The sequence below is a fragment of the Pedobacter sp. L105 genome, assembly GCF_009765875.1.
GTDB lineage: Bacteria > Bacteroidota > Bacteroidia > Sphingobacteriales > Sphingobacteriaceae > Pedobacter.
On record NZ_LMUP01000002.1, the window covers coordinates 487472 to 507869 of the forward strand.

At 41.3% G+C, this 20398-nt stretch carries 16 protein-coding genes; 9 read left to right on the forward strand and 7 right to left on the reverse strand.

The annotated features are described in order from the left end of the window. Window positions 1-80 precede the first annotated feature (80 nt). A complete protein-coding gene (locus GSQ84_RS03295; protein ID WP_158795818.1) occupies window positions 81-428 on the reverse strand; it encodes a cupin domain-containing protein in 348 nt (115 codons plus the stop codon). A gap of 487 nt (window positions 429-915) precedes the next feature. Here GSQ84_RS03295 and GSQ84_RS03300 point away from each other — a divergent pair, with 487 nt between their 5' ends. The 3 genes from GSQ84_RS03300 to lpdA all read left to right on the forward strand — a co-directional run bounded on the left by GSQ84_RS03300 (window position 916) and on the right by lpdA (window position 4477). Further along, on the forward strand, window positions 916-2331 hold the full coding sequence (locus tag GSQ84_RS03300) for a PLP-dependent aminotransferase family protein (protein ID WP_158795819.1): 1416 nt from the start codon (window positions 916-918) through the stop codon (window positions 2329-2331). Between the two features lie 198 nt (window positions 2332-2529). Next, window positions 2530-3003: a PaaI family thioesterase gene (locus GSQ84_RS03305; RefSeq protein WP_158795820.1), complete on the forward strand. Its 474-nt coding sequence runs from the start codon at window positions 2530-2532 to the stop codon at window positions 3001-3003. A gap of 67 nt (window positions 3004-3070) precedes the next feature. Further along, a complete protein-coding gene (lpdA, locus tag GSQ84_RS03310; RefSeq protein ID WP_158795821.1) occupies window positions 3071-4477 on the forward strand; it encodes a dihydrolipoyl dehydrogenase in 1407 nt (468 codons plus the stop codon). Window positions 4478-4588: 111 nt separating this feature from the next. Here the strand turns inward: lpdA and GSQ84_RS03315 are convergent, their stop codons facing one another. Both GSQ84_RS03315 and GSQ84_RS03320 read right to left on the reverse strand, forming a co-directional pair. Beyond that, window positions 4589-5386 carry a glycoside hydrolase family 16 protein gene (locus tag GSQ84_RS03315; protein ID WP_158795822.1) on the reverse strand — a complete coding sequence of 266 codons (798 nt, stop codon included), beginning with the start codon at window positions 5384-5386 and terminating at the stop codon, window positions 4589-4591. 36 nt (window positions 5387-5422) lie between these two features. Next, entirely contained in the window at window positions 5423-5845 is a 423-nt protein-coding gene (locus tag GSQ84_RS03320; protein ID WP_158795823.1) for a hypothetical protein, read from the reverse strand. 203 nt (window positions 5846-6048) lie between these two features. On the opposite strand from GSQ84_RS03320, the gene GSQ84_RS03325 reads away from it, so the two are divergent. Continuing rightward, a complete protein-coding gene (locus tag GSQ84_RS03325; RefSeq protein WP_158795824.1) occupies window positions 6049-6639 on the forward strand; it encodes an RNA polymerase sigma factor in 591 nt (196 codons plus the stop codon). 195 nt (window positions 6640-6834) lie between these two features. On the opposite strand, the gene pulA is transcribed toward GSQ84_RS03325, so the two are convergent. The 3 genes from pulA to GSQ84_RS03340 all read right to left on the reverse strand — a co-directional run bounded on the left by pulA (window position 6835) and on the right by GSQ84_RS03340 (window position 11888). Then, window positions 6835-8814, reverse strand: a complete 1980-nt coding sequence (pulA, locus tag GSQ84_RS03330) for a type I pullulanase (protein ID WP_158795825.1) — start codon at window positions 8812-8814, stop codon at window positions 6835-6837. A 13-nt stretch (window positions 8815-8827) separates the two neighbouring features. Then, window positions 8828-9979, reverse strand: a complete 1152-nt coding sequence (locus tag GSQ84_RS03335; RefSeq protein WP_158795826.1) for an esterase family protein — start codon at window positions 9977-9979, stop codon at window positions 8828-8830. A 232-nt stretch (window positions 9980-10211) separates the two neighbouring features. Further along, complete coding sequence (locus tag GSQ84_RS03340) at window positions 10212-11888, reverse strand: DUF6377 domain-containing protein (protein WP_158795827.1); 1677 nt, start codon at window positions 11886-11888, stop codon at window positions 10212-10214. A 482-nt stretch (window positions 11889-12370) separates the two neighbouring features. Between GSQ84_RS03340 and GSQ84_RS03345 the strand changes: the two genes are divergently transcribed. The 5 genes from GSQ84_RS03345 to GSQ84_RS03365 all read left to right on the forward strand — a co-directional run bounded on the left by GSQ84_RS03345 (window position 12371) and on the right by GSQ84_RS03365 (window position 19399). After that, complete coding sequence (locus GSQ84_RS03345) at window positions 12371-15394, forward strand: SusC/RagA family TonB-linked outer membrane protein (RefSeq protein WP_158795828.1); 3024 nt, start codon at window positions 12371-12373, stop codon at window positions 15392-15394. Between the two features lie 26 nt (window positions 15395-15420). Next, entirely contained in the window at window positions 15421-17037 is a 1617-nt protein-coding gene (locus GSQ84_RS03350) for a RagB/SusD family nutrient uptake outer membrane protein (protein WP_158795829.1), read from the forward strand. A gap of 14 nt (window positions 17038-17051) precedes the next feature. Continuing rightward, on the forward strand, window positions 17052-17513 hold the full coding sequence (locus GSQ84_RS03355; protein WP_158795830.1) for a SusE domain-containing protein: 462 nt from the start codon (window positions 17052-17054) through the stop codon (window positions 17511-17513). A 225-nt stretch (window positions 17514-17738) separates the two neighbouring features. Further along, on the forward strand, window positions 17739-18398 hold the full coding sequence (locus GSQ84_RS03360; RefSeq protein ID WP_158795831.1) for a GDSL-type esterase/lipase family protein: 660 nt from the start codon (window positions 17739-17741) through the stop codon (window positions 18396-18398). Between the two features lie 311 nt (window positions 18399-18709). Beyond that, a complete protein-coding gene (locus GSQ84_RS03365) occupies window positions 18710-19399 on the forward strand; it encodes a hypothetical protein (protein ID WP_158795832.1) in 690 nt (229 codons plus the stop codon). Window positions 19400-19452: 53 nt separating this feature from the next. On the opposite strand, the gene GSQ84_RS03370 is transcribed toward GSQ84_RS03365, so the two are convergent. After that, the gene (locus GSQ84_RS03370; RefSeq protein WP_158795833.1) at window positions 19453-20337 is read right to left on the reverse strand and encodes an AraC family transcriptional regulator; all 885 of its coding nucleotides are present in this window, start codon (window positions 20335-20337) and stop codon (window positions 19453-19455) included. Window positions 20338-20398 lie beyond the last annotated feature (61 nt).

A 20398-nucleotide genomic window follows, 5' to 3' on the forward strand; every position in this document is an offset into this window, starting at 1 on the left:
GTAAAGCTCTTTATCCTTATTAAATCCAAAATTCCATAATTCTAATTCATTAAACACTTCGCGGTTGTTAATTCGCTATGTTAAGAAAGCACCACATTTTCCCTATCTCCATGAGCCTTGGGTTCTGAAATCACAACAAAGCGGATCTCATCTAAACTTTGATTAATTATACGATGCCTGGTTAAGGGAGGAATATGAATAGATTCCCGATCCTGAACCGTTATAATTTCACCTTCGATCTCAAATGTTGCAGGTCCGTTCAGGACGTAAAAAACTTGCTGCGCTTTTTTATGAAAATGATATTGTTCGGCCGTGCCGGGCGGCATCTTTTCCTCAATTATACTCAGTGAGCCCGAGTTAAGCAGATGCCAGCCATCACAATTTTCTCCCCACTTATAGTGTTCGGCATTTTTAATTGATGTTATCATTTCAATTTGTGTTTATGATTGCCCAGCACTGCAGCTGCTAAGCGCGATTTAAAAATATTGTCAAATGTCATAAATTAGGAGAGTGCAATACAGGTACAGAATTTGAATATTTGACCATAACAATAAATGATTTTAAAGAGACAACCTTGCCCATTTCTTATGCTGATCAAATTCTTAACGTTTTTATAGCAATTCATTAGTTTGAGTTTAGTAAAATAAACTGTTACCCTTATAAACTTAAAAACTGTATCTATTCTATTCCTGGTAGTTTCCTGACTTTTGCCGACAAACAAACAGTACATCATTCATATAATAATTTATAAAATCATGATTTCAACTACTGAAACATTTGACGGAAGTTTTCCATTTGATCCAATAGCACCTGCTACAATGGTATAGATTTGCTTTTCCGTAGCTACAAAATTCCTTTAAATTTGCATACCAGTACAGACATAGGTTTTTTTTATCAATCATAACAGTCTATCTCTTGAAAGAATATCGCTATCAGCAAGTCGCCGAAATTATCGAGCAGCAGATCGTTAAAGAAATCCTGCGCACGGGGGATAAACTTCCTTCGCTGCGTATGATATGCATGGAAAACGAGGTTAGTTTAAGCACCGCGTTAAAAGCTTATTATACCCTTGAAAGCAAATTTCTCATTGAATCCAGGCCGAAATCAGGCTATTTTGTTTCTTATGCACCCAAACGCCTTCCTGGTATACCACAGAAAAGCAATCCGCTCCAAAGTGTAAAAGCAGAAGATATAGATGAATTAATAGGCAAAGTATATCACCAGAACACTACCGGACACACTGCCCTTTCACTGGCTATACCAGCACAGGATCTGCTACCAGGTGCTAAACTGAACAAGGAATTGGTATTGGCCAGCCGCACGCTTAGGGGTAGTGGGACGGCTTATGAACAGGTGGAAGGTAACGAAAGACTGCGCCGGCAGATTGCCCGCCGTTCAACTGCTATGGGAACTCAGCTTGGCATCCAGGATATAGTGATCACTGCTGGTTGTGTGGAGGCCATTTCATATGCATTACGCGCCACTACGGTGCGTGGAGATCAATTAGCGCTTGAAAGTCCGGTATCCTTCGGTATGTTACAGTTAGCTCAAGACCTGGGCCTGCACGTTGTAGAATTGCCTACTGATCCACAAACCGGCGTCGATATTCAGGCCTTTAAAAAAGCACTGGAAACGCAGCAGATCAACGCCTGCCTACTCATTAGTAACTTTAGTAACCCACTGGGCAGTTGTATGCCGGATGAACACAAAAGGGAAATTGTCCGCCTGATCGAAAAACACCAGGTTCCATTGATTGAAAATGACATTAACGGCGATGTTTACTTCGGTCAGCAACGCCCAACTTGCTGTAAGTCTTATGATCAAAGCGGCCTTGTGCTTTGGTGCGGTTCGTTTTCCAAAACCCTGGCACCCGGTTACCGTGTCGGTTGGATTGCGGCGGGAAAATTCACGGACAAAGTAATTAAAATGAAGCGCTATCATGCCATTGCCGGAACAAGCATCACGCAAGAGGCTATTGCGGGTTTCCTCGAAACCGGCCGCTACGATCACCACCTGCGAAAACTCCGCCAAACGCTATATAGCAACTCCTTGCAGTACGCGCGGGTTATCGGCGATTATTTCCCCGAAGGCACCATGGCCAGCCGACCACAGGGAGGTTCTGTACTCTGGGTAGAGTTGCCACCAAACCATAACACCCTTAAATTATATGAAAAGGCTATCCAACAAAATATCAGCATTGCTCCCGGAAGCCTGTTTACCCTGCAAAAGCAGTTTGATAACTGTATGCGGCTGAATTATGGTGTTGTGTATAATGACCATGTTGAACGAATCCTGAAAAAGCTGGGCACACTGGCTAAGGCATTAGGCTGATTTTGGTGATGCATGAGGCTTTTCATGGTAGTATGGAATTAAAGATCAGTAAAATGTTTCGCCCCTTGCTATCTCAGCAAGCACATGGCACCGATGTTCCCAAATTTCGCATCTGTTACGCTTAAATAGTGATAAACTGTATATCTTATTTCAGCCAGATTATCATGAGTTTGGCCGCTTGAATATAAAAACAGCATCATGCCTAAAATACCCGTTTTAGATTATCTTATCCATCAGTTAGCAGGAACGCTCAGACCTGATATGGAAACAAATATGAAGTATCCGACAGCAATTTCCCGCACCTTATCCATCGGGATCACTGCCGTAGATTACGGAACGGCCACCGTTGAAATTGCCGCAGATGCGCTGATTCACGGCAACCAGCAGGGTACCGTCCACGGTGGTTTGATCTGCGAGCTGGCAGATGCAGCTATTGGAACAGCACACTCAACACTAATGACAGAAGGCCAGTCCTTTACTACTATAGAGTTGAAAATTAACTTTTACAGGCCGGTTTGGAAATCTAAATTATGGGCTACGGCCCGTCCGTTACAAAGTGGTAAAACGATTACACATTACAGCTGCGAAGTTAAAAACGAAGAGGATAAAATAGTAGCGATGGTAACCAGCACCGTAATGACGCTTCATCAGGATAAGGCAGCAGGCCGATAGTATAAAATCAAACAACGTTTATCATAAAAACAGGCAATATTCATTCAATCATCAGCATTTTAATTTTATGGAAAATCAATATGATGTGGTATTCATCGGATCGGGCCCCGGAGGTTATACCGGTGCTATCCGCGCCACACAACTGGGCTACAAAGTAGCTCTTGTAGAAAAATACAGTACACTCGGCGGAACCTGTACCAATGTGGGATGTATCCCGGCTAAAGCTTTGCTCGATAGTACCGAGCATTTTCACCAGGCCAGGGAACAATTCAAAACACATGGAATTAACTTCAGTGGTGAGCTTAGTCTGGATTTCACCCAGTTTATTACTCGTAAAAACGGGGTGGTTAGCCAGAATACTGCAGGACTGATCTATCTGATGAAAAAAAACAAGATCGATGTTTACCAGGGTTTGGGTAGTTTCATAGATAAAACACATTTGAAGGTTAATTCCGATGGTAAGGAATCATTGCTTACCGGGAAATACTTCGTGATTGCAACAGGCTCCAAACCATCTTCCATTCCAGGCGTTAACATCGACAAAAAACGGATCATCACTTCGACCGAAAGCTTATCCCTGCCTGCGCAGCCTAAATCAATGATCATTATTGGCGGCGGTGTTATAGGTGTTGAACTGGCATCGGTCTATGCACGTATAGGAACAAACGTCACCATTATCGAATATACGGATTCGCTGATTCCAACCATGGACAGGGAACTGGGTAAGGCACTCTCCAAGTCATTAGCGAAACTGAATATAAAAATATTGCTTAGCAGCAAAGTACAATCCGCCGCTAATTCAGGCGGACACGCAACCGTCAGTTATCTGGATAAAGATGGAAAAATAGTTGAAATTACTGCAGATTATTGTTTGGTAGCCGTGGGAAGAAGGGCTTATACAGATAGTTTAAACTTGCAGGCAGCAGGAGTTGAAATAGCAAAAAACGGAAAAGTAGTGGTAAACAAACAATTGCAAACCAATGTGCCTAATATTTATGCCATTGGCGATGTAATTGAAGGACCGATGCTGGCCCATAAGGCAGAAGATGAAGGGACTTTTGTTGCGGAAGTCATTAATGGACAAAAACCGCATATCAACTATAAACTAATTCCCGGGGTAGTTTATACCTGGCCGGAAGTTGCTGCTGTAGGTGCTACAGAAGAGGAACTAAAAGAACAGGGTATTGAATACCGGTCTGGTAAATTTCCTTATTCTGCCAGTGCACGCGCAAGGGCTTCCATGGATACCGATGGTTTTGTAAAAGTGCTGGTGTCACCAAAATATGGTGAGGTTTTAGGCGTACATATCATTGGCCCGCGTGCTGCAGATGTGATCGCACAATCTGTTGTGGCCATGGAGTATGAAGTGACTGCCGAAGGTATGTTCCGGATCAGTTATGCGCACCCTACTTATTCAGAGGCCCTAAAAGATGCTTACCTTATGGCTTCAGGTCAGGGCGCTATCAATATATAGACAGAAAAAGCCGTTTCTACCATAAAGAAACGGCTTTTTAAGTTAAGCCTCTAATTACCTTAAAAGTAATAGCTACAGGCGCTAATAAATTATTGATCAAAAAACCGCAATTTACAAAGGGCTAAACTTAAAACTGTGAATAACAACTTCTACAGCCTGATTATCTGAAGGGGCCAGGCCGTCAAACAACCACAAATTGATATGTACCGGCATATTTAGTGTACTGATCGACGTAGCCGGGGTATTAAAAGTAGCAGTTTGAAATTGGTTTGCATCACCGTCCTGAAAGCCATATAAGCTTTGAATTTTAACACTGTTACTTGTTCTCTTAAAGCGATGGGTAGTATAGGTACCGTTTGGCGTAGTAAATGAAGCCGTATAAACCCCTGGGCTGGCAGTTACTCCCGTGGCAGGCCAGATGGTATAATTGAGGTTATCCCAGGCAGCATTGCCCCAACGTGCAATTTCTATATCCATTTCATCATGCTGATCGTTACCTGAATAGTTATACATCCCAAAAACAATGTTTTTATCGAATGAACCTAATGTTCCTTCAACCTGCCACTGATAGGTTCCATAACCTAAGCTTTGAGTAGTATAAACCTCTGCACTTTCCCAATGGTTAGTAGTTGGGTTTTTCGCAATTTTCAAATGTAACCAGCCATTGGCATCAACCCATGCATTTGATGCGCTCCAGTAATTTGGCCCCGGGCTCACCAAACCGCCTGGTGCATTTACAACCCAGGTATAACCGGCAAATGATAAAGTGCCGTTAACAGCTGTTTGCTGCGCAACAGCTGTTTTCCCTAAACCTGCATGACCTGAACTTTCTGAGGTTACAGATGAACTTTCTTTTTTACAGGCCGTAAATATTACAGCAGCAAAGAGTACAAAAAACATTTTTCTCATAGTTTTTAAATTTAAATGTTAAATTATTGATGTATATTAATTGATTTGTTGGTCATATTTCATCACTTTAACATCGCTGTAAAAAGTTGATCCTATGGAGTTGATATTGAATTGGTACACGGCAAACGTAGCGGCAATAATAATTATGGCAGCAATAGTTACCCATTGCATCAGGTAATTCCGCAGGCTAAAGATCCGGCCTTCAGGCAGTTTTGCTTCAATAGTTCCTTCCAGCAGTTTTTTAAGGCGTTCAAGTCCAGCGGCCTTTTCTACTGCACCAACTTTGAGGCCCAATAGCAGACATAACTCACGTGCATCATCTATTTTTTGAACGATACCCGGATTTTGGATGGCAACATCTTCCCATTTTTCAACATCTTCGACACTTTCGGCATAACTGTATGCGATAAAACTATCATCGGTTAAAAAATCCCCTGTTTGATATGAAGAATAATCCATATTTGATATAATTTGAAACTTTTATACACAAGTGCAATAGATTATTCTTTTTTACCAATCTTTTTCGAAATAAATTTTACTTTTTAATTTTAAATTGTATAATTGTACGATTCAATAAGTATGAGGCAGTTTTAAAATGCCTCATCTCTTGCTCAAAATCTACTAATTCTCAATGTTTACATGGGGTATCAAAATCAGTATTGATGGGTCCTAAAAATAAGGACATTTATAAAAACTGGGCTTTGCTTGTAGAAGGTGAAAAACAGGGACTTTATGAATGTTTCAATCTTTTTTATGACGACCTGTACCGGTTTGGCCTATCGTTATATAAAAACCCCGAATTAGTTAAAGAAGGAATCAATAACCTGTTCCTGGAGCTGTGGCGCATAAAATACAAACTTGCCGGTGTGCAGAATGTGCAGCAATACATACTTACCATTTATAAAAGGATATTATACAAAACTTACCTGCAGCTTTCTGAAGAAACACCTTCCCCCGACCTGAAAGATATACCTGCCGGCAATATTCCTTTAGAGCCCTCTTATGAATCAATATTGATAGCCAGCCAGCATGACGAGCACATGAAAAAACGCCTGCAAAACGCTCTTAGTCAGCTTTCCCCACGCCAAAAGGAGATTATTCGTCTGCGTTATTTTAATGCCGTGTCTTTTAAGGATATTTCTGAGCAAACAGGCCTGAGCGAACGGACTGTTTATAATACCTTACATAACGCCATAAAAGTACTTCGGGATGTGATCTGTATATCGCTGGTTATAAGACTTCTGAAAAAATGATATCCCCTCATTCACCATTTCCAAATTCTATATTACCCATTGAATATTAAATTCAATGGGCTCAGTTGTACACCGGCGAAGAGGGGTCAGTTTGTCCTGGTTTATCCAGGCGAGTTATATTTCTACTTTTGAATTCAATCCTCAAGCTTAGGGAGTGCCCTTAAGTACATCACTAAGAATATCTTCAAAAGCATATTACTGAAAAAGCACATAGGCAGCAGTTGGTGCGATCTGTACTGATCCGGAAACATTTGCCCTGATTCCTTTTTCATTGACCTGGTTTTCATCAGCAACAAGCGTCCACTTTCCTTTTGGCAGCACGACAGAAGTTACTTCCTTCCCGCCGTTTAACACCACAACTATGTTTTTCCATTGATCAGAATTGGCATTGTCCAATAACTGATAGGCAACAATGCCAGGAGCTTTCACCTCAAAAAACTGCAAATGTTTTTGTATCATGGCTGTAGAGGGCATTCGGAAAGCAGCATGATGCTTACGCAACGCAATCAGGCCCTGGTAATATTTAAACACGTTGTAATATTTCGTTTTTAAGCTCCAATCCAGCTGGTTGATTGAATCCGGTTTGTTATAGGAATTAGCCACACCCTTTTTTGTTCTGATGAACTCTTCACCGGCCTGGATAAAAGGAACGCCCTGAGAAGTAAACACAATCGCATTGGCTAACTTGTCCATTTGCACAAGCTGATTCTGCGTAGCCTCAGGATTTGCTAATTTCAGGCGGTCATACAGACAGTTATCATCATGGCAGGATGCATAATTGATAGTTTGATATGGCTCTCGTGCCCAAGGCGCTTTAGAGCGCGTAATCGTATAATTGACCTGCGGATGCTGCGTAGAACCGACAATTCCGAACTTTATAGTTTCTCTGCTGCCGGTTTCACCACTTACAAAACCTTTTGCCTTCACTTGCGGTCCGCGGATGGCATCGCGGATATCATCACTGAAGGCGGCCACCTGATTTAATTCCTGCATGTTGCGTTTCAGCGCACGCCGGCTGGCTGGCAGCGGACTAGCCCCTGCATCCCAGGGTTCTCCGTAAATGAAGATCGTAGGATCAATTTTATGGAGTGTATCACTGATGGCATTCATGGTTTCTATATCATGCACACCCATTAAATCAAAGCGAAAACCGTCAAGATGGTACTCTTTAGCCCAGTACACCACAGATTCAATCATGAACTTGCGCATCATTGCTTTTTCGGAAGCTGTCTCATTGCCGCAGCCGGTACCGTTAGAATAACTGCCATCCGGGTTATGGCGGTAAAAATAGCCTGGAACAAACTGATTGAAATGGGAATCCTTTATATTGCTGGTATGGTTATACACCACATCGAGCACTACGCGCAAACCATTATGGTGCAGCGTTTCTACCATTTGCTTAAATTCCCTTACTCTCACTCTTCCATCTGAAGCATTGGTAGCATAACTACCTTCGGGAGCATTATAATTCAGTGGGTCATATCCCCAGTTGTATTTGCCATCATCCTTAGTTTCGTCGACAGAACTAAAATCAAATGACGGCAGCAGGTGGATATGCGTAACACCCAATTCTTTGATATGGTCAAGACCTGTACGCTGCCCATCGGCATTCTTAGTTCCCAACTCCGTTAAACCCAGAAACTTTCCTTTATTTTTGATACCTGAATTGGGACTAACTGACAAATCCCGCAGGTGTAATTCGTAGAGCACAATATCATTGAAGTTTTTTAGCACAGGTTTTTTATCCTGAGACCAGCCAGAAGGATTGGTTTCTGACATATCCACTACCATCCCTCTCCTGCCATTAACCCCAACAGCCTTGGCGTAGATATCAGGGGATTCCTGCAACCATTCCCCGTCTATATTAGTTTGAAAGGTATAATATTCATTCTTGATATTTTCATTGATAGTCAATGTCCATGTCCCCTGCCCTGCTTTGGTTAATTCCAGCGTACGTGTGGCTGTTCCGCCTTCACCGGCATCATATAGCCGGAGCTTAACCGCCGTAGCTGTTGGTGCCCATATTTTAAAGCGGGTATTATTATTGGTATACGTAACCCCGAGATCATTGCCGTTATACAATGGCAGCTCCGTATCGCCTGCATATACCTTATATTTTTTAAACGAAACCAGGAAAACCCCTGCTAACAATATTAAAACTATTATCTTTTTCATTAGTAAATATTTGTTATTTGAATAAACGTGGAAGGAAATCATTTAACGCCCGTCGCCAGTTCAGCCACTCGTGATCAGTTTGAGGCGATTCGAAAAAGACATTCCTGATTCCTGCCTGATCTAACTGTGTATGAATTTCTTTGGTAGCGTCATGATAAGGTTTTTCGGCAGTGCCGGCACTAAAAAAAAGCAGCTTTACCTTTTCGTTAAAAGAAGCAACATGAGTAAAGACGCCGTTATAATCTGTCTTGTAGTTGAAACCTTTGAGTCCTCCCCCGCTGAATATGCCAATCTGGCTAAAAAGATCAAGATGGTTCAGGGTAATGTAGAGCGTTTGTCCGCCACCCATAGATAAACCTGCCATTGCCCGATGCGCCCGGTCTTGCATCGTATTATAAGATGCATCAATATCGGGTATGATGTCATTGATCAGCACATTCTCAAATTCTTTGATACCCTTTAGCCTGTCGGTTGGCATTGTACTACCCTCAACTGCTGCATAACCACAATCCATCACAACAATCATTGGCACCGCCTCGCCTTTTGCTATCCGATTGTCAAGTATGAAATTTGCATGCCCCTGTTTTGTCCAGCCTCTTTCATCTTCACCCGAGCCATGTTGCAGGTACAAAACAGGATATCGTTTTCCGGCACCTGCTGTATAACCTGGCGGCGTATAGACGAACGACCTGCGCCAGTGGCCGGTGATTTTTGAAAGATACCAATGCTCCTGTACTGAACCATGTGGAACATTGTTGATCAGATAATAGTCGACATTATTTTCAGGAATTTCAAGTCCGCTCATTTGCTTATTAGCCCCGAAATAAGTTTCACTTCCCGGGTCATTTACAGAAAAACCATCAATAATGATAGAATAATAATGGAAACCCGGAACAAGGGGCGGCGTGGTTACATTCCATGAACTGTCTGCAGCCTGCGTCATATCATAGGGTTTAGGATCAGATAAGAACTGCAGCTGTACTTTTTTTGCTTTTGATGATTTGATCTGGAAAGATGCCCGGTAATCGGTAAATATCCTTGGGTAAACTGCCCCTCTTACGTTTGAAACTGCAGGTTTAGACCCTTCGGGAATACTTTGCGCCACACTCGTCAGACTTGAAAATGCCATAGAGCAGATGAGCACGAATAAGGATTTTAGGTTCATTGGTGTTTATTTACACTGAATAATATTTGGTTGTTTACTCAAATGTAATCCCCTTTAAACAATTAGCAACCAATAAGGCACCAGAAGCTTATTTATTATAGAAAAATTTAAATAAATCAAGCACATTTATCAGGTATATATAAAATAAATAGCTGACTGCCAGTAATCTGAATATCGTAAATAAAAATACCAGGCTGTAATTATTTATAAATAATTACCAGTAATGGACAGATCAGGAATAGACTTCTTTAACAGGTCCGTCAGTTATTTTGATCTTCATCAGCCGATCATCAAATTCTTCAGCGTTATATTTTGATTTAGCCTTCAAACGCATCTTGTAAACATAAATCGTTTTGGCAGAATACTCCAGAATCTTTCCAATAGTTTCGCTATCGTTTACTCCGAGTCTGATCAGCGCAAAAATCCGCAAATCAGTGGAGAGTGACTCATGATCTTTTGGCCAGATCTGGTCTTCCTTATGAAACATCGCATTAAAACTGTGAATAAAATTAGGGAACATCTTCAGAAAGACCTTATCAAAAGTTTTAAAAAGGTTTTCTCTTTCCCTGCGGATTACGATTTCGCTTAATAATGGCTGTATCTGATCAATCTTGTGCTGAATTAATTTAGCTTCAACAGATATCTTGACACGTTCAAGCTGGGCAATATATCCAGACATGATATGAAAAAAATAACCGATGTACTCTTCCTTGATCTGCGCGTCTTCATCCAGTTTATAGTTAGCATGTACCAGTTGCCGGTTAACCTCCACAAGCTCATTATTCATGGCTTCCAATCTTAAACTGTTTTGCTCAATGATCATTTCCCGGGCCTTACGCTGCTGTAATTGTTTATACAATTGGATGGAAACACCAACAATTAAGAGGGCCAGCAATACTGTTGAACATAAGTAAACTAAAAAATGACGCTTCTCATTCTCTATGGACTGTAACTTATTGGCAGTTAATAAAGGTAAAACTGAGCTGATCTGGACTTTTCTCTGTCTGGCACCATAAAATTCAGCATCTTTTAAAGCCTCCTGAATAAACAGATATGCATCATCCACATTGCCGTTTCCTGAAACAACTTCTGCAAGATTGAAGAGCGCCAGTGTTTCTTTGGTTGAGGACTGCAGGTCCCTGATTGCCGCCACGATCAGATAATTAACGGCCAGCTCAGGATTATTAGTCCGTTGGTAAAGTTCACTTAACAATGATGATATTACCGCTTCCTGATGAATCGAGTATACATTTTGTTTTTTTGGTAAGGCTAGAAACTGTTGAATAGCAGCTTCATTATTTCCGTTCTGATAATTTTGGTAGCCAATAAGAAAGGCCTGATTATAGGTATCCGGTTTTGCAATTTGTATGGCAGAATCAAGATATAAACTACCCTGCGCCCTATATTGGGGTGAATAATTAATGTCGTTATCATAATTAGCCATGTCAAAAAAAGCACGGCTCATGACCGAATAGTATTGCTGTTTGCCGTTCTCGTCAAGTTTTTTTTTATCGATCGTATGGAGTATTGCAAAAGCCTCCTGGAATTTCCCGGAAGACAGTAGAATAAAAGCTGTATTGGTTTTATTATAATTGGCCATAACCGGATCAGCGGCCTTCAAGCTTAAAGCTGTCATCTTTTGCGCATATACGTATGCAGAATCGTACTTATAAGCCCTATAATTCTCATAGATTTTCATATAAGCCCCAAAAAGATCATGAAAGTCATTTTGCCCGATCTTATTAAGCGAACTTTTCAGGCTACTGATCTCTTTTTCCTTGATCGTATCATAATGGCTTTTAAGCTTAAGTTCGGACTTCAGCACAGCGATTAAAGAGTCTTGTTTTGTATCGGCCCAAACATCAGTGACCATAAAAAAAACAAACAAAACAAGTAAATACAAACGCATGGTCGGGGTAATTAATTTGGCTGATCGAAATATAACAAATATATGGATAGAAAAGACCTTCACGAAGATTAATCTTTTTGAAACACCTGTTATCGTATTTATCTATAAAAAATCAGTCCCCGGGAACCCATTTTTTGCTTAAAAAAAATTTAAACGAATTGGTAATTATTAAATTTCATATCACTGACTAACAAATACTTAACTACTATAAAATTTAAATTTTGGTATTTAATTTTAAACAATTAGGATTTGCTTGTTGCCCTTACTTGATTTGTACCATCAGACCATCCGAAATCGCTGGGGCATCCCACCAATAGAAAACGAAGCCTGACCTGAAATTTATTATAAACCAAGTAAAACCAAATGTAATGTATGATGGCATCCGCTAAAAGCAGACACTCGTCCGCGCAATCCATGCACTGTAAATCCTATCAGCGCATCAATTCATCCAACTAACCAAATATCAATAAACCATTGAACAAATGAGAAAAAATTACTTAAAAAAGTACTTCTTACTGCTTGCCTGTATATTCTGGGCCGGTGCTGCATTTTCACAAACCGGAGGCATCAGCGGAAAGGTAACAGAGGACAACGGAGCTGGCTTGTCTGGCGGTACTGTGCGGATTACAGGCACTGAAAGGGTTGCTTCAACAGAAGCGGGCGGAAATTTCAGAATTAGCGGAATTAAGCCCGGCATTTATACCGTTACGGCTCAATATATCGGTTATACGACGCTGAAAAAGCAGGTAAACATTATAGCAGGTAAAGTAATAAACCTCGACTTCACACTGCAAAAAGATGACCAGGCCCTTAATGAAGTTGTGGTGATAGGTTATGGGTCTACCAAAAGAAAAGATGTAACAGGTGCTGTGTCAACGGTCACTTCCAAAGACTTCCAGCAGGGACAGATCACTACACCTGAGCAATTAATTGCCGGAAAAGTTGCCGGGGTTTCAGTAATATCCAATGGCGGAGCTCCCGGAGCAGGAAGCACTATCCGAATCAGGGGTGGCGCTTCTATTAATGGAAGTAACGATCCACTGATTGTCCTCGATGGAATTCCATTAAGTAATAACGGAATCTCTGGTGCCGCAAACCCGCTGAGCCTGATTAATCCGAATGACATTGAGTCTTTCTCGATATTAAAAGACGCCTCCGCAGCAGCGATTTATGGTAACCGCGCTTCAAATGGGGTCATCCTGATTACCACGAAAAAAGGCCAGGCCGGAGCACCCAAAATAGAATTTTCTACGCAACTATCTATTTCCCAAAATATCAAAACTATTGATGTGCTGTCGCCCGATGAGTTCCGCACTTATGTAAATGCGAATGATGCAAGTCCGACCGGCATCTACAGAAGTCAGCTGGGTACAGCAAATACCGACTGGCAGAAGGAAATTTATCAGACCGCAGTAAGTACAGACAATAGCATTAGTATATCAGGTTCCACAAAAAACCTCCCCTATCGCGTATCCGCTGGCTACACCGATCAGTCGGGAATTTTAAAAACATCTTCCCTGGAAAGGTATACCGGCGACATCAACCTGAGTCCAAGTTTGCTAAAGAATCATTTGAAGATTAACTTTAACTTGAAAGGGTCGCAGGTAAAACAGCGTTTTGCAAATACCGGTGCCATAGGCAATGCGGTTAGTTTTAATCCCACTTATCCGGTTTATTCGGGTAATGATAAGTATGGGGGCTTTTTTGAACAGACAGATCCCGCAACTACTACGGGACTGAAATCAAGTGCTTCTTTTAATCCCGTGGGCTTACTGGAAGAAAATGACAACCGGAGTAGTGTTTACCGGGCCATTGGAAGTTTAGCGGTGGACTACAAAGTGCACTTTCTGCCTGATCTGCATGTGAACCTGAATTTGGGTTATGATGGCTCAAAAGGTACCGGCTCACAAACCATTCCCGGAACCGCAGCATCAAATCTGGATAGCTATAAAGACAGTCAGGGTATACTTTACAGCGGATATTACAATCCCTATAAACAAACTAATGAGAATAAACTGTTTGAAGGATTCCTGAGTTATACAAAGGACATTCCGGGTTTAAAAAGTCATATTGAAGCCCTCGCAGGATATTCCATCCAGGACTTTAAATCAACCACCTTTAACAACCCTTCGTATTTTGCTGATAATGTATTAAACCCGAATTCCATTCCCAATTTTCCTTTAAGCACCAATGAGTATCTACTGACATCATTTTACGGCAGATTGAATTATGTTTACGACAATAAGTATATTCTAACAGGTACGCTGAGAAACGACTATTCTACCAAGTTTGCACCGGCCCAACGCAGCGGACTTTTCCCATCGGGAGCTTTCGCCTGGAGAATAAATGAAGAGGACTTTCTGAAAGACAGTAAATTGTTATCACTGTTAAAGCTGCGTTTGGAATATGGTGTTACAGGTAATCAGGACGGTATTGGTAGCTACGATTATTTATCGGCCTACAGCCTGAGTAATTCTACAGCACGATATCAGATTGGCAATGTTTTCCTGAATACCTACCGCCCTGGTGCTTACTATCCCGGCCGTACCTGGGAAACTACAGCATCCTCAAATATCGCTGTTGATTATGGCTTCTTTGGCAACCGGCTTACAGGTAGTGTAGATTATTATTATAAAAAGACCAAAAACCTCCTGGCTTTAATCAGCCAGCCAGCGCTCACCAATTTTGGTAATCAGATTACAGGAAACATTGGTAATATGACCAACCGGGGGCTTGAAATCAATATTTCCGGACAAATCATTACCCAAACAGATATCAACTGGACGGCTAACTTCAATGTAACTTTTAACAATAACAAAATTACGAATCTTACTGCCATAGCCAATTCAACTTCTTCAGGACTCCTCACAGGAAGCATATCCGGAGGAACAGGAAACACCGTGCAAATCAATTCTGTAGGTTATCCTGTCAATTCGTTTTACACGTACCAGCAAGTATATGGGCCTGACGGAAAACCTGTTGACGGACTTTTTGTTGACCGGAACAAAGATGGTGTAATCAACCAAAACGACCTGTATGTCAACAAAAGTCCTGCTGCCAAACAATACTTTGGTTTCAGTTCAGACTTCGCCTACAAAAAATGGAGCATTGGATTTGTAACCAGGGCCAGTTTGGGCAACTATCTCTATAATAACGTTGAATCGAATACAGGAACGCAAAACCATATTCTCAATGCCGTGCAGATCGCTAATAATGGCTCTTCATCAGTGCTAAAAAGCGGGTTGACAGGCACCAGCGATAAGGATCTGCTGTCGGATTACTGGATTCAAAACGCCTCTTTCCTGAAAATGGACAATGCACATATTGGTTATAATTTTGGAAAGGTCTTCAAAAAAACCGGAGATCTCAGGATATCAGGTAACGTTCAGAATGTCTTTACCATCACCAAATACACTGGTATAGACCCCGAGGTTAATTCAGGGATAGACAATAACGCGTACCCGCGCCCCAGAACCTACGTGTTAGGCCTCAACCTTAACCTTTAACAGACATTCATCTAGTAAGATATAAAATGAAAAAGCTTTTTATAAAAGTAATATGGGCAGTGGCCCTGCTGACTGTCATGATCATGCCGTCATGCAAAAAAGACAAGATATTTTTCCCTAACGACCAGATTACCTCAGAACAGGTTTATGCCAATGCGCAGGGTTACAAGCAGGCCATAGGCAAGGCTTATGCCGCTTTTGCCCTAACCGGTAATTCCGGGCCAACGGGAAGTGGCGATATCCAGGGTATTGACGAGGGAGCTTCAGATTTCTTCAGGCTATTTTGGTGTGCCCAGGAATTGACAACAGATGAGGCAGTAGTGTCATTTAAAGATACGGGACTTCCCGATTTCCATAACATGAGCTGGTCTGCCTCAAATCCCTTCCTTCAGGGTTTATATTACCGGTCTACCTATCAAATTACCCTTTGTAATGAATTTATCCGTCAGTCTACCGACGATCAGTTAAGCAAAAGGGGTATCTCTGGAACGGATGCAGATGATATCCGTCATTATAGAGCGGAAGCCCGGTTTTTAAGGGCCTATCAGTACTGGGTGTTGATGGACCTTTATGGAAATCCGCCCTTCGCCACAGAAGACGATGCATTGGGTGCCGCCCCGCCTAAACAGATCGACCGCAAAGCATTATACACCTATGTAGTTAGCGAATTGCAGGCTATCGTCCCTGCAATGGTGGCACCAAGAATGAATGAGTATGGCAGGGCCGATCAGGCAGCAGCATGGTCATTGCTTGCACGGATCTATTTAAATGCAGAGATATATACAGGAACAGCTGATTATGCAAATGCCATTACCTATTCACAAAAGGTGATCAATGCAGGGTATACCCTGATGGACAATTATACCAACCTGATGCTGGCTGATAATAACCTTAACAATAGCGAGTTCATCCTCACCATTAACTATGACGGCAACCAGACCCAAAATTATGGTGGAACAACTTTCCTCGTGCATGCAGAAGTTGGTGGATCAATGCCCGTTTCCAGTTTTGGTATTACTGGCGGCTGGGCCGGCTTAAGGGTAACCAGCAATATTGTAAATCTTTTTCCGGCCAACCCAACGGTTTCATTTCCTACCAACGGCAATCCTGATACCAGGGCTGAATTCTGGACAAAGGGCCAAAATCTGGACATCAATACCATCACCGCATTCAGCGATGGTTATGCAGTTACCAAATTCAGAAACGTAACTAAAACTGGTCAGTCAGGATCAAATCCTTCTTATGAAGATATCGATATGCCTGTATTCCGCTTACCGGAAATGTACCTGATTTATGCAGAAGCGGTATTACGAGGTGGTGCGGGTGGTGATATGGGTACAGCTTTGGGCTATATCAATAACATGCGTAACCGGGCATATAGCGGGACTGCCGCAGGGAATATATCCACGGCACAACTCACTTTAGATTTCATACTTGATGAAAGGGCGAGAGAACTATACTGGGAGGGTTTCCGCAGGTCAGATTTGATCCGTTACAGCCGTTTTACGGATGGTTCATACTTATGGCCATTCAAAGCAGGGGTTAAAACAGGGACAAACTCTCAGCCTTTCCGGAACATCTTTCCATTGCCAAGCTCAGACCTCAATGTAAATCCTAATCTAAAGCAAAACAACGGTTATTAATAAAACCCTTTGATATGAAAAATCCATTTATACTATTGACCATACTGGTGGCACTTGCTTTACAATTTCAGTCCTGCGAGAAAAAAGATGCCATTGTTACCACAACAAACGGATCTCCGGGAGTGCTGTCTGCAACTGCAACAACACTGGTACTTCAAAAAACAAGCGCTGCAGATACAGCAAAGGTGATCAGGTTCAATTTCACAAAGGCAGATTACGGTTTCAGTTCGGTAGTGACCAATGTTATACAAATCGATAAGACAAGTGACAACTGGCTAAGCCCTAGCGCTTCTACCCTGGGTGCCAACGTACTTAGTCAGGGTTACTCAACGGCCGACCTCAATTCTTTACTGAAAAAGCTCGGCGTTGTAGCCGGTGTTGCAACCCCAATACAAGTGAGGATCATGTATTCTGCCTCAACTTACATCAAACCGGTCTACTCAAATACAATAATGGCCACGGTCACTACCTACTAAATAAGGATTCATGATGAAACTACATGAGCTTACCGCTCAACTTCCGAAATGAGTACAAGTTCATGTATTTTCATTACTGATAAAACCGCAGCAGGCAGCTGGAAGACAATTAAAACCGCCAGAGGCAGCTGGAAGACAATTAAAAAACAATAGAAACTACTGATAAAACAATAGAAACTACTGATAAAACAATAAAAACTACTGATAAAACATATATATATTCCGATGAAAAGAATAACACTCCAGGTATGTATGCTGCTTAGCTTTTGCAGCACTGCCTTTTCTCAGTCCAAACCATTTGAAGCCGATATCAAAACTATACAGGCCTATGATAGAATTTATCAGACGCCAGATAATCCTATCTTATTTGCAGGGAGTTCATCTATCCGTAAATGGGATGATCTGCAGGAGGCTTTCGGTGCTTACAATGTGATAAACAGAGGTATAGGAGGTGCTTATATCAATGACATTACCGTTAACTTAAAGGATTTGGTTTTCGCCTATAAATTTCGTCAACTGGTATTATATGTAGGTGAAAATGATCTGGTCCGAAACGACGAAACTCCAGACAGCATCTTAAACCGCACCAAAGTGTTGTATAATGCCATCAGGGCAAAACTACCTGAGCTGCCTGTTATTTATATCGGGCTGAAACCAAGCCCTTCGAGAGATCAGTACCGAAGTAAATTGATTGCTGCCAATAAACTGTTGAAGGAGTTTTTCGCAGGGGAAAAGAATGTGAAATTTCTGGACGTATATCCGCTGATGCTAAATAAAGATGGCAGTTATCGTAAAGAAATATTCCAGAACGATATGCTGCACATGAACAGAACGGGATACGAAATTTGGGAGAAGGCAATAAGGCCTCTGTTAAAAAGTAAGTGATGGGAAAGAAAAATTTCCCCATCATCAATCTGTTTATTCTGACAAAATAGAAACCATGCGTAATGTAATTGCCATCCAAAATATCTTTAGGTATCGCATTGCTAACGATATTTAACAAGGTTTCAAAGTAGATAAGGCAAATACTGCTGATGCATTAAAATTCGAGGAATCCAATGCTTCCCCCGGATGGGTACAATCAAAGAAGAAACGCACAATTCCTGGCTAAACTCGATCGGATGTTTATTTTTGTAATCAACTGATAGATCAAATCGATGATTTATCAGTCGATTTTAACTGAGAGAAAGAGGGACATGAAGATTAGTATAGTATTCTTACTGATAATTGCCGCAGTATACACCACTAATGCACAAACAAAAGTTTTATTCCAGGAAACATATAAAAACAACAGTCTTCGGAAAAACTGGAAGGTAGTAAACGGAGACTGGAAGGTTAATGAGCAGGCGATTACCGGAAATAAAAATACAGACTGGGCTATATTGGTCTCCAGGAAATCATTACCGAAAGATTATATATTAACGTTCTCCTCATTGGTTGATCCTAAAGCCTATCTTTTTGAAGTTATTACCAACTTAAACGGGGAGAAATATTTAGGGATTTTACTAAATCAGCTAGAGGATGGAGTAGCTATTGAAGACCGTTCTTTATTTGCAGATCCTGCTAAAAATGGTGGTTTTATTCATAGTACGGGGCATATAGGTCTGTTGCCTAAAGTCAGGAAGCCTTCTGAACACATCTGGCAGAATTGGAAAATACAAAAAACAGGCAACCAGACTTTTATATGGATTAATAATGATGCTGTAATCTCTTTAAATGATACTACTGGTATAGTAAAGGCCAGGGGGAAATTTGGTTTTGCTATCAATGGAGAAGCTATGATTAAAGACATCAAATTGATAAAAACCAGAGGAGAGGCAAGTTTACCGCCAAAATCCTTCGTATTGAAATTTCCAATTGAAAAGCCCTTTTTTGAATTCGAATAATAACCTGGCATACTAAAAACACCAAAATTTGGCATCCTATTTTGACTATAGTACTATGAAGCTCCAAAAGCCCTTTTGCGGTAATCAGTTGGTGCGAGACCGGTTTTCTTCTTAAACATTTTTGAAAAATAGAAGTAGCTTTCAAACCGCATGTCATACGCAATTTGTTTGATAGGAATATCTGTGTTATTCAGAAGATCTTTAGCACGTTCAATTTTCAGCTGGATGTAATATTGGCCGGGAGAAAGCCCGGTGCAACTTTTAAATGCTTTTCTAAACCAGGAGTAACCGACATGTAATTCTTCAGCGGCTTGTTCAGGTGTATAATCATTATCAATGTTAGAACGAAACAGTAAACGGGCTTTATTGATGATCAACTCTTTCTCTTCGCATTCTACCGTGTCCTGTTTAAAAATAAAATGAAAATTCCCCACCAGGTGCATTGCTGCGCCCGAAATGAGCGGTTGGTAGCCGGTATTCTCTCTTTTGGTTACTTCAATAATGCTGTTAAATAAACTGATAATCCCCTCGTGAAAACCAATGTACATACTCGGGTTCTCCGGGCTCAGGAAATTTCTCTTGACAAGATTATCAATAACATCACCTTTCATACCAATCCAATATTCATCCCAGCCAACTTCGACGTCGGGTTTATAACGATGCCTTTCTCCCGGAAATAAAATAAAGATTGTACCTGCCTTAATTTCACGTCGTTTACAGCTGTCAGATTCAAAAATTCCTTTACCCCTGGTAATATAAACGATCTGGTATTCATTGAGTACCCTGCCAATGGCCCAATTAAATTGATGATGTGCAGGATGCGTTTTAAAAGGGTATAAACCTGTGCCCTCTATATGGGTACAACCTGCATTTAAAACACATAGGCCCCAATTTTCATCATCGCGGCATACCGGTAGATATTTATAATAATTGACCATACAAGCGTAATATATTTGGTTAAAGCGTAGTTGCTTCGAATACATCGCAGTACCCTATTCT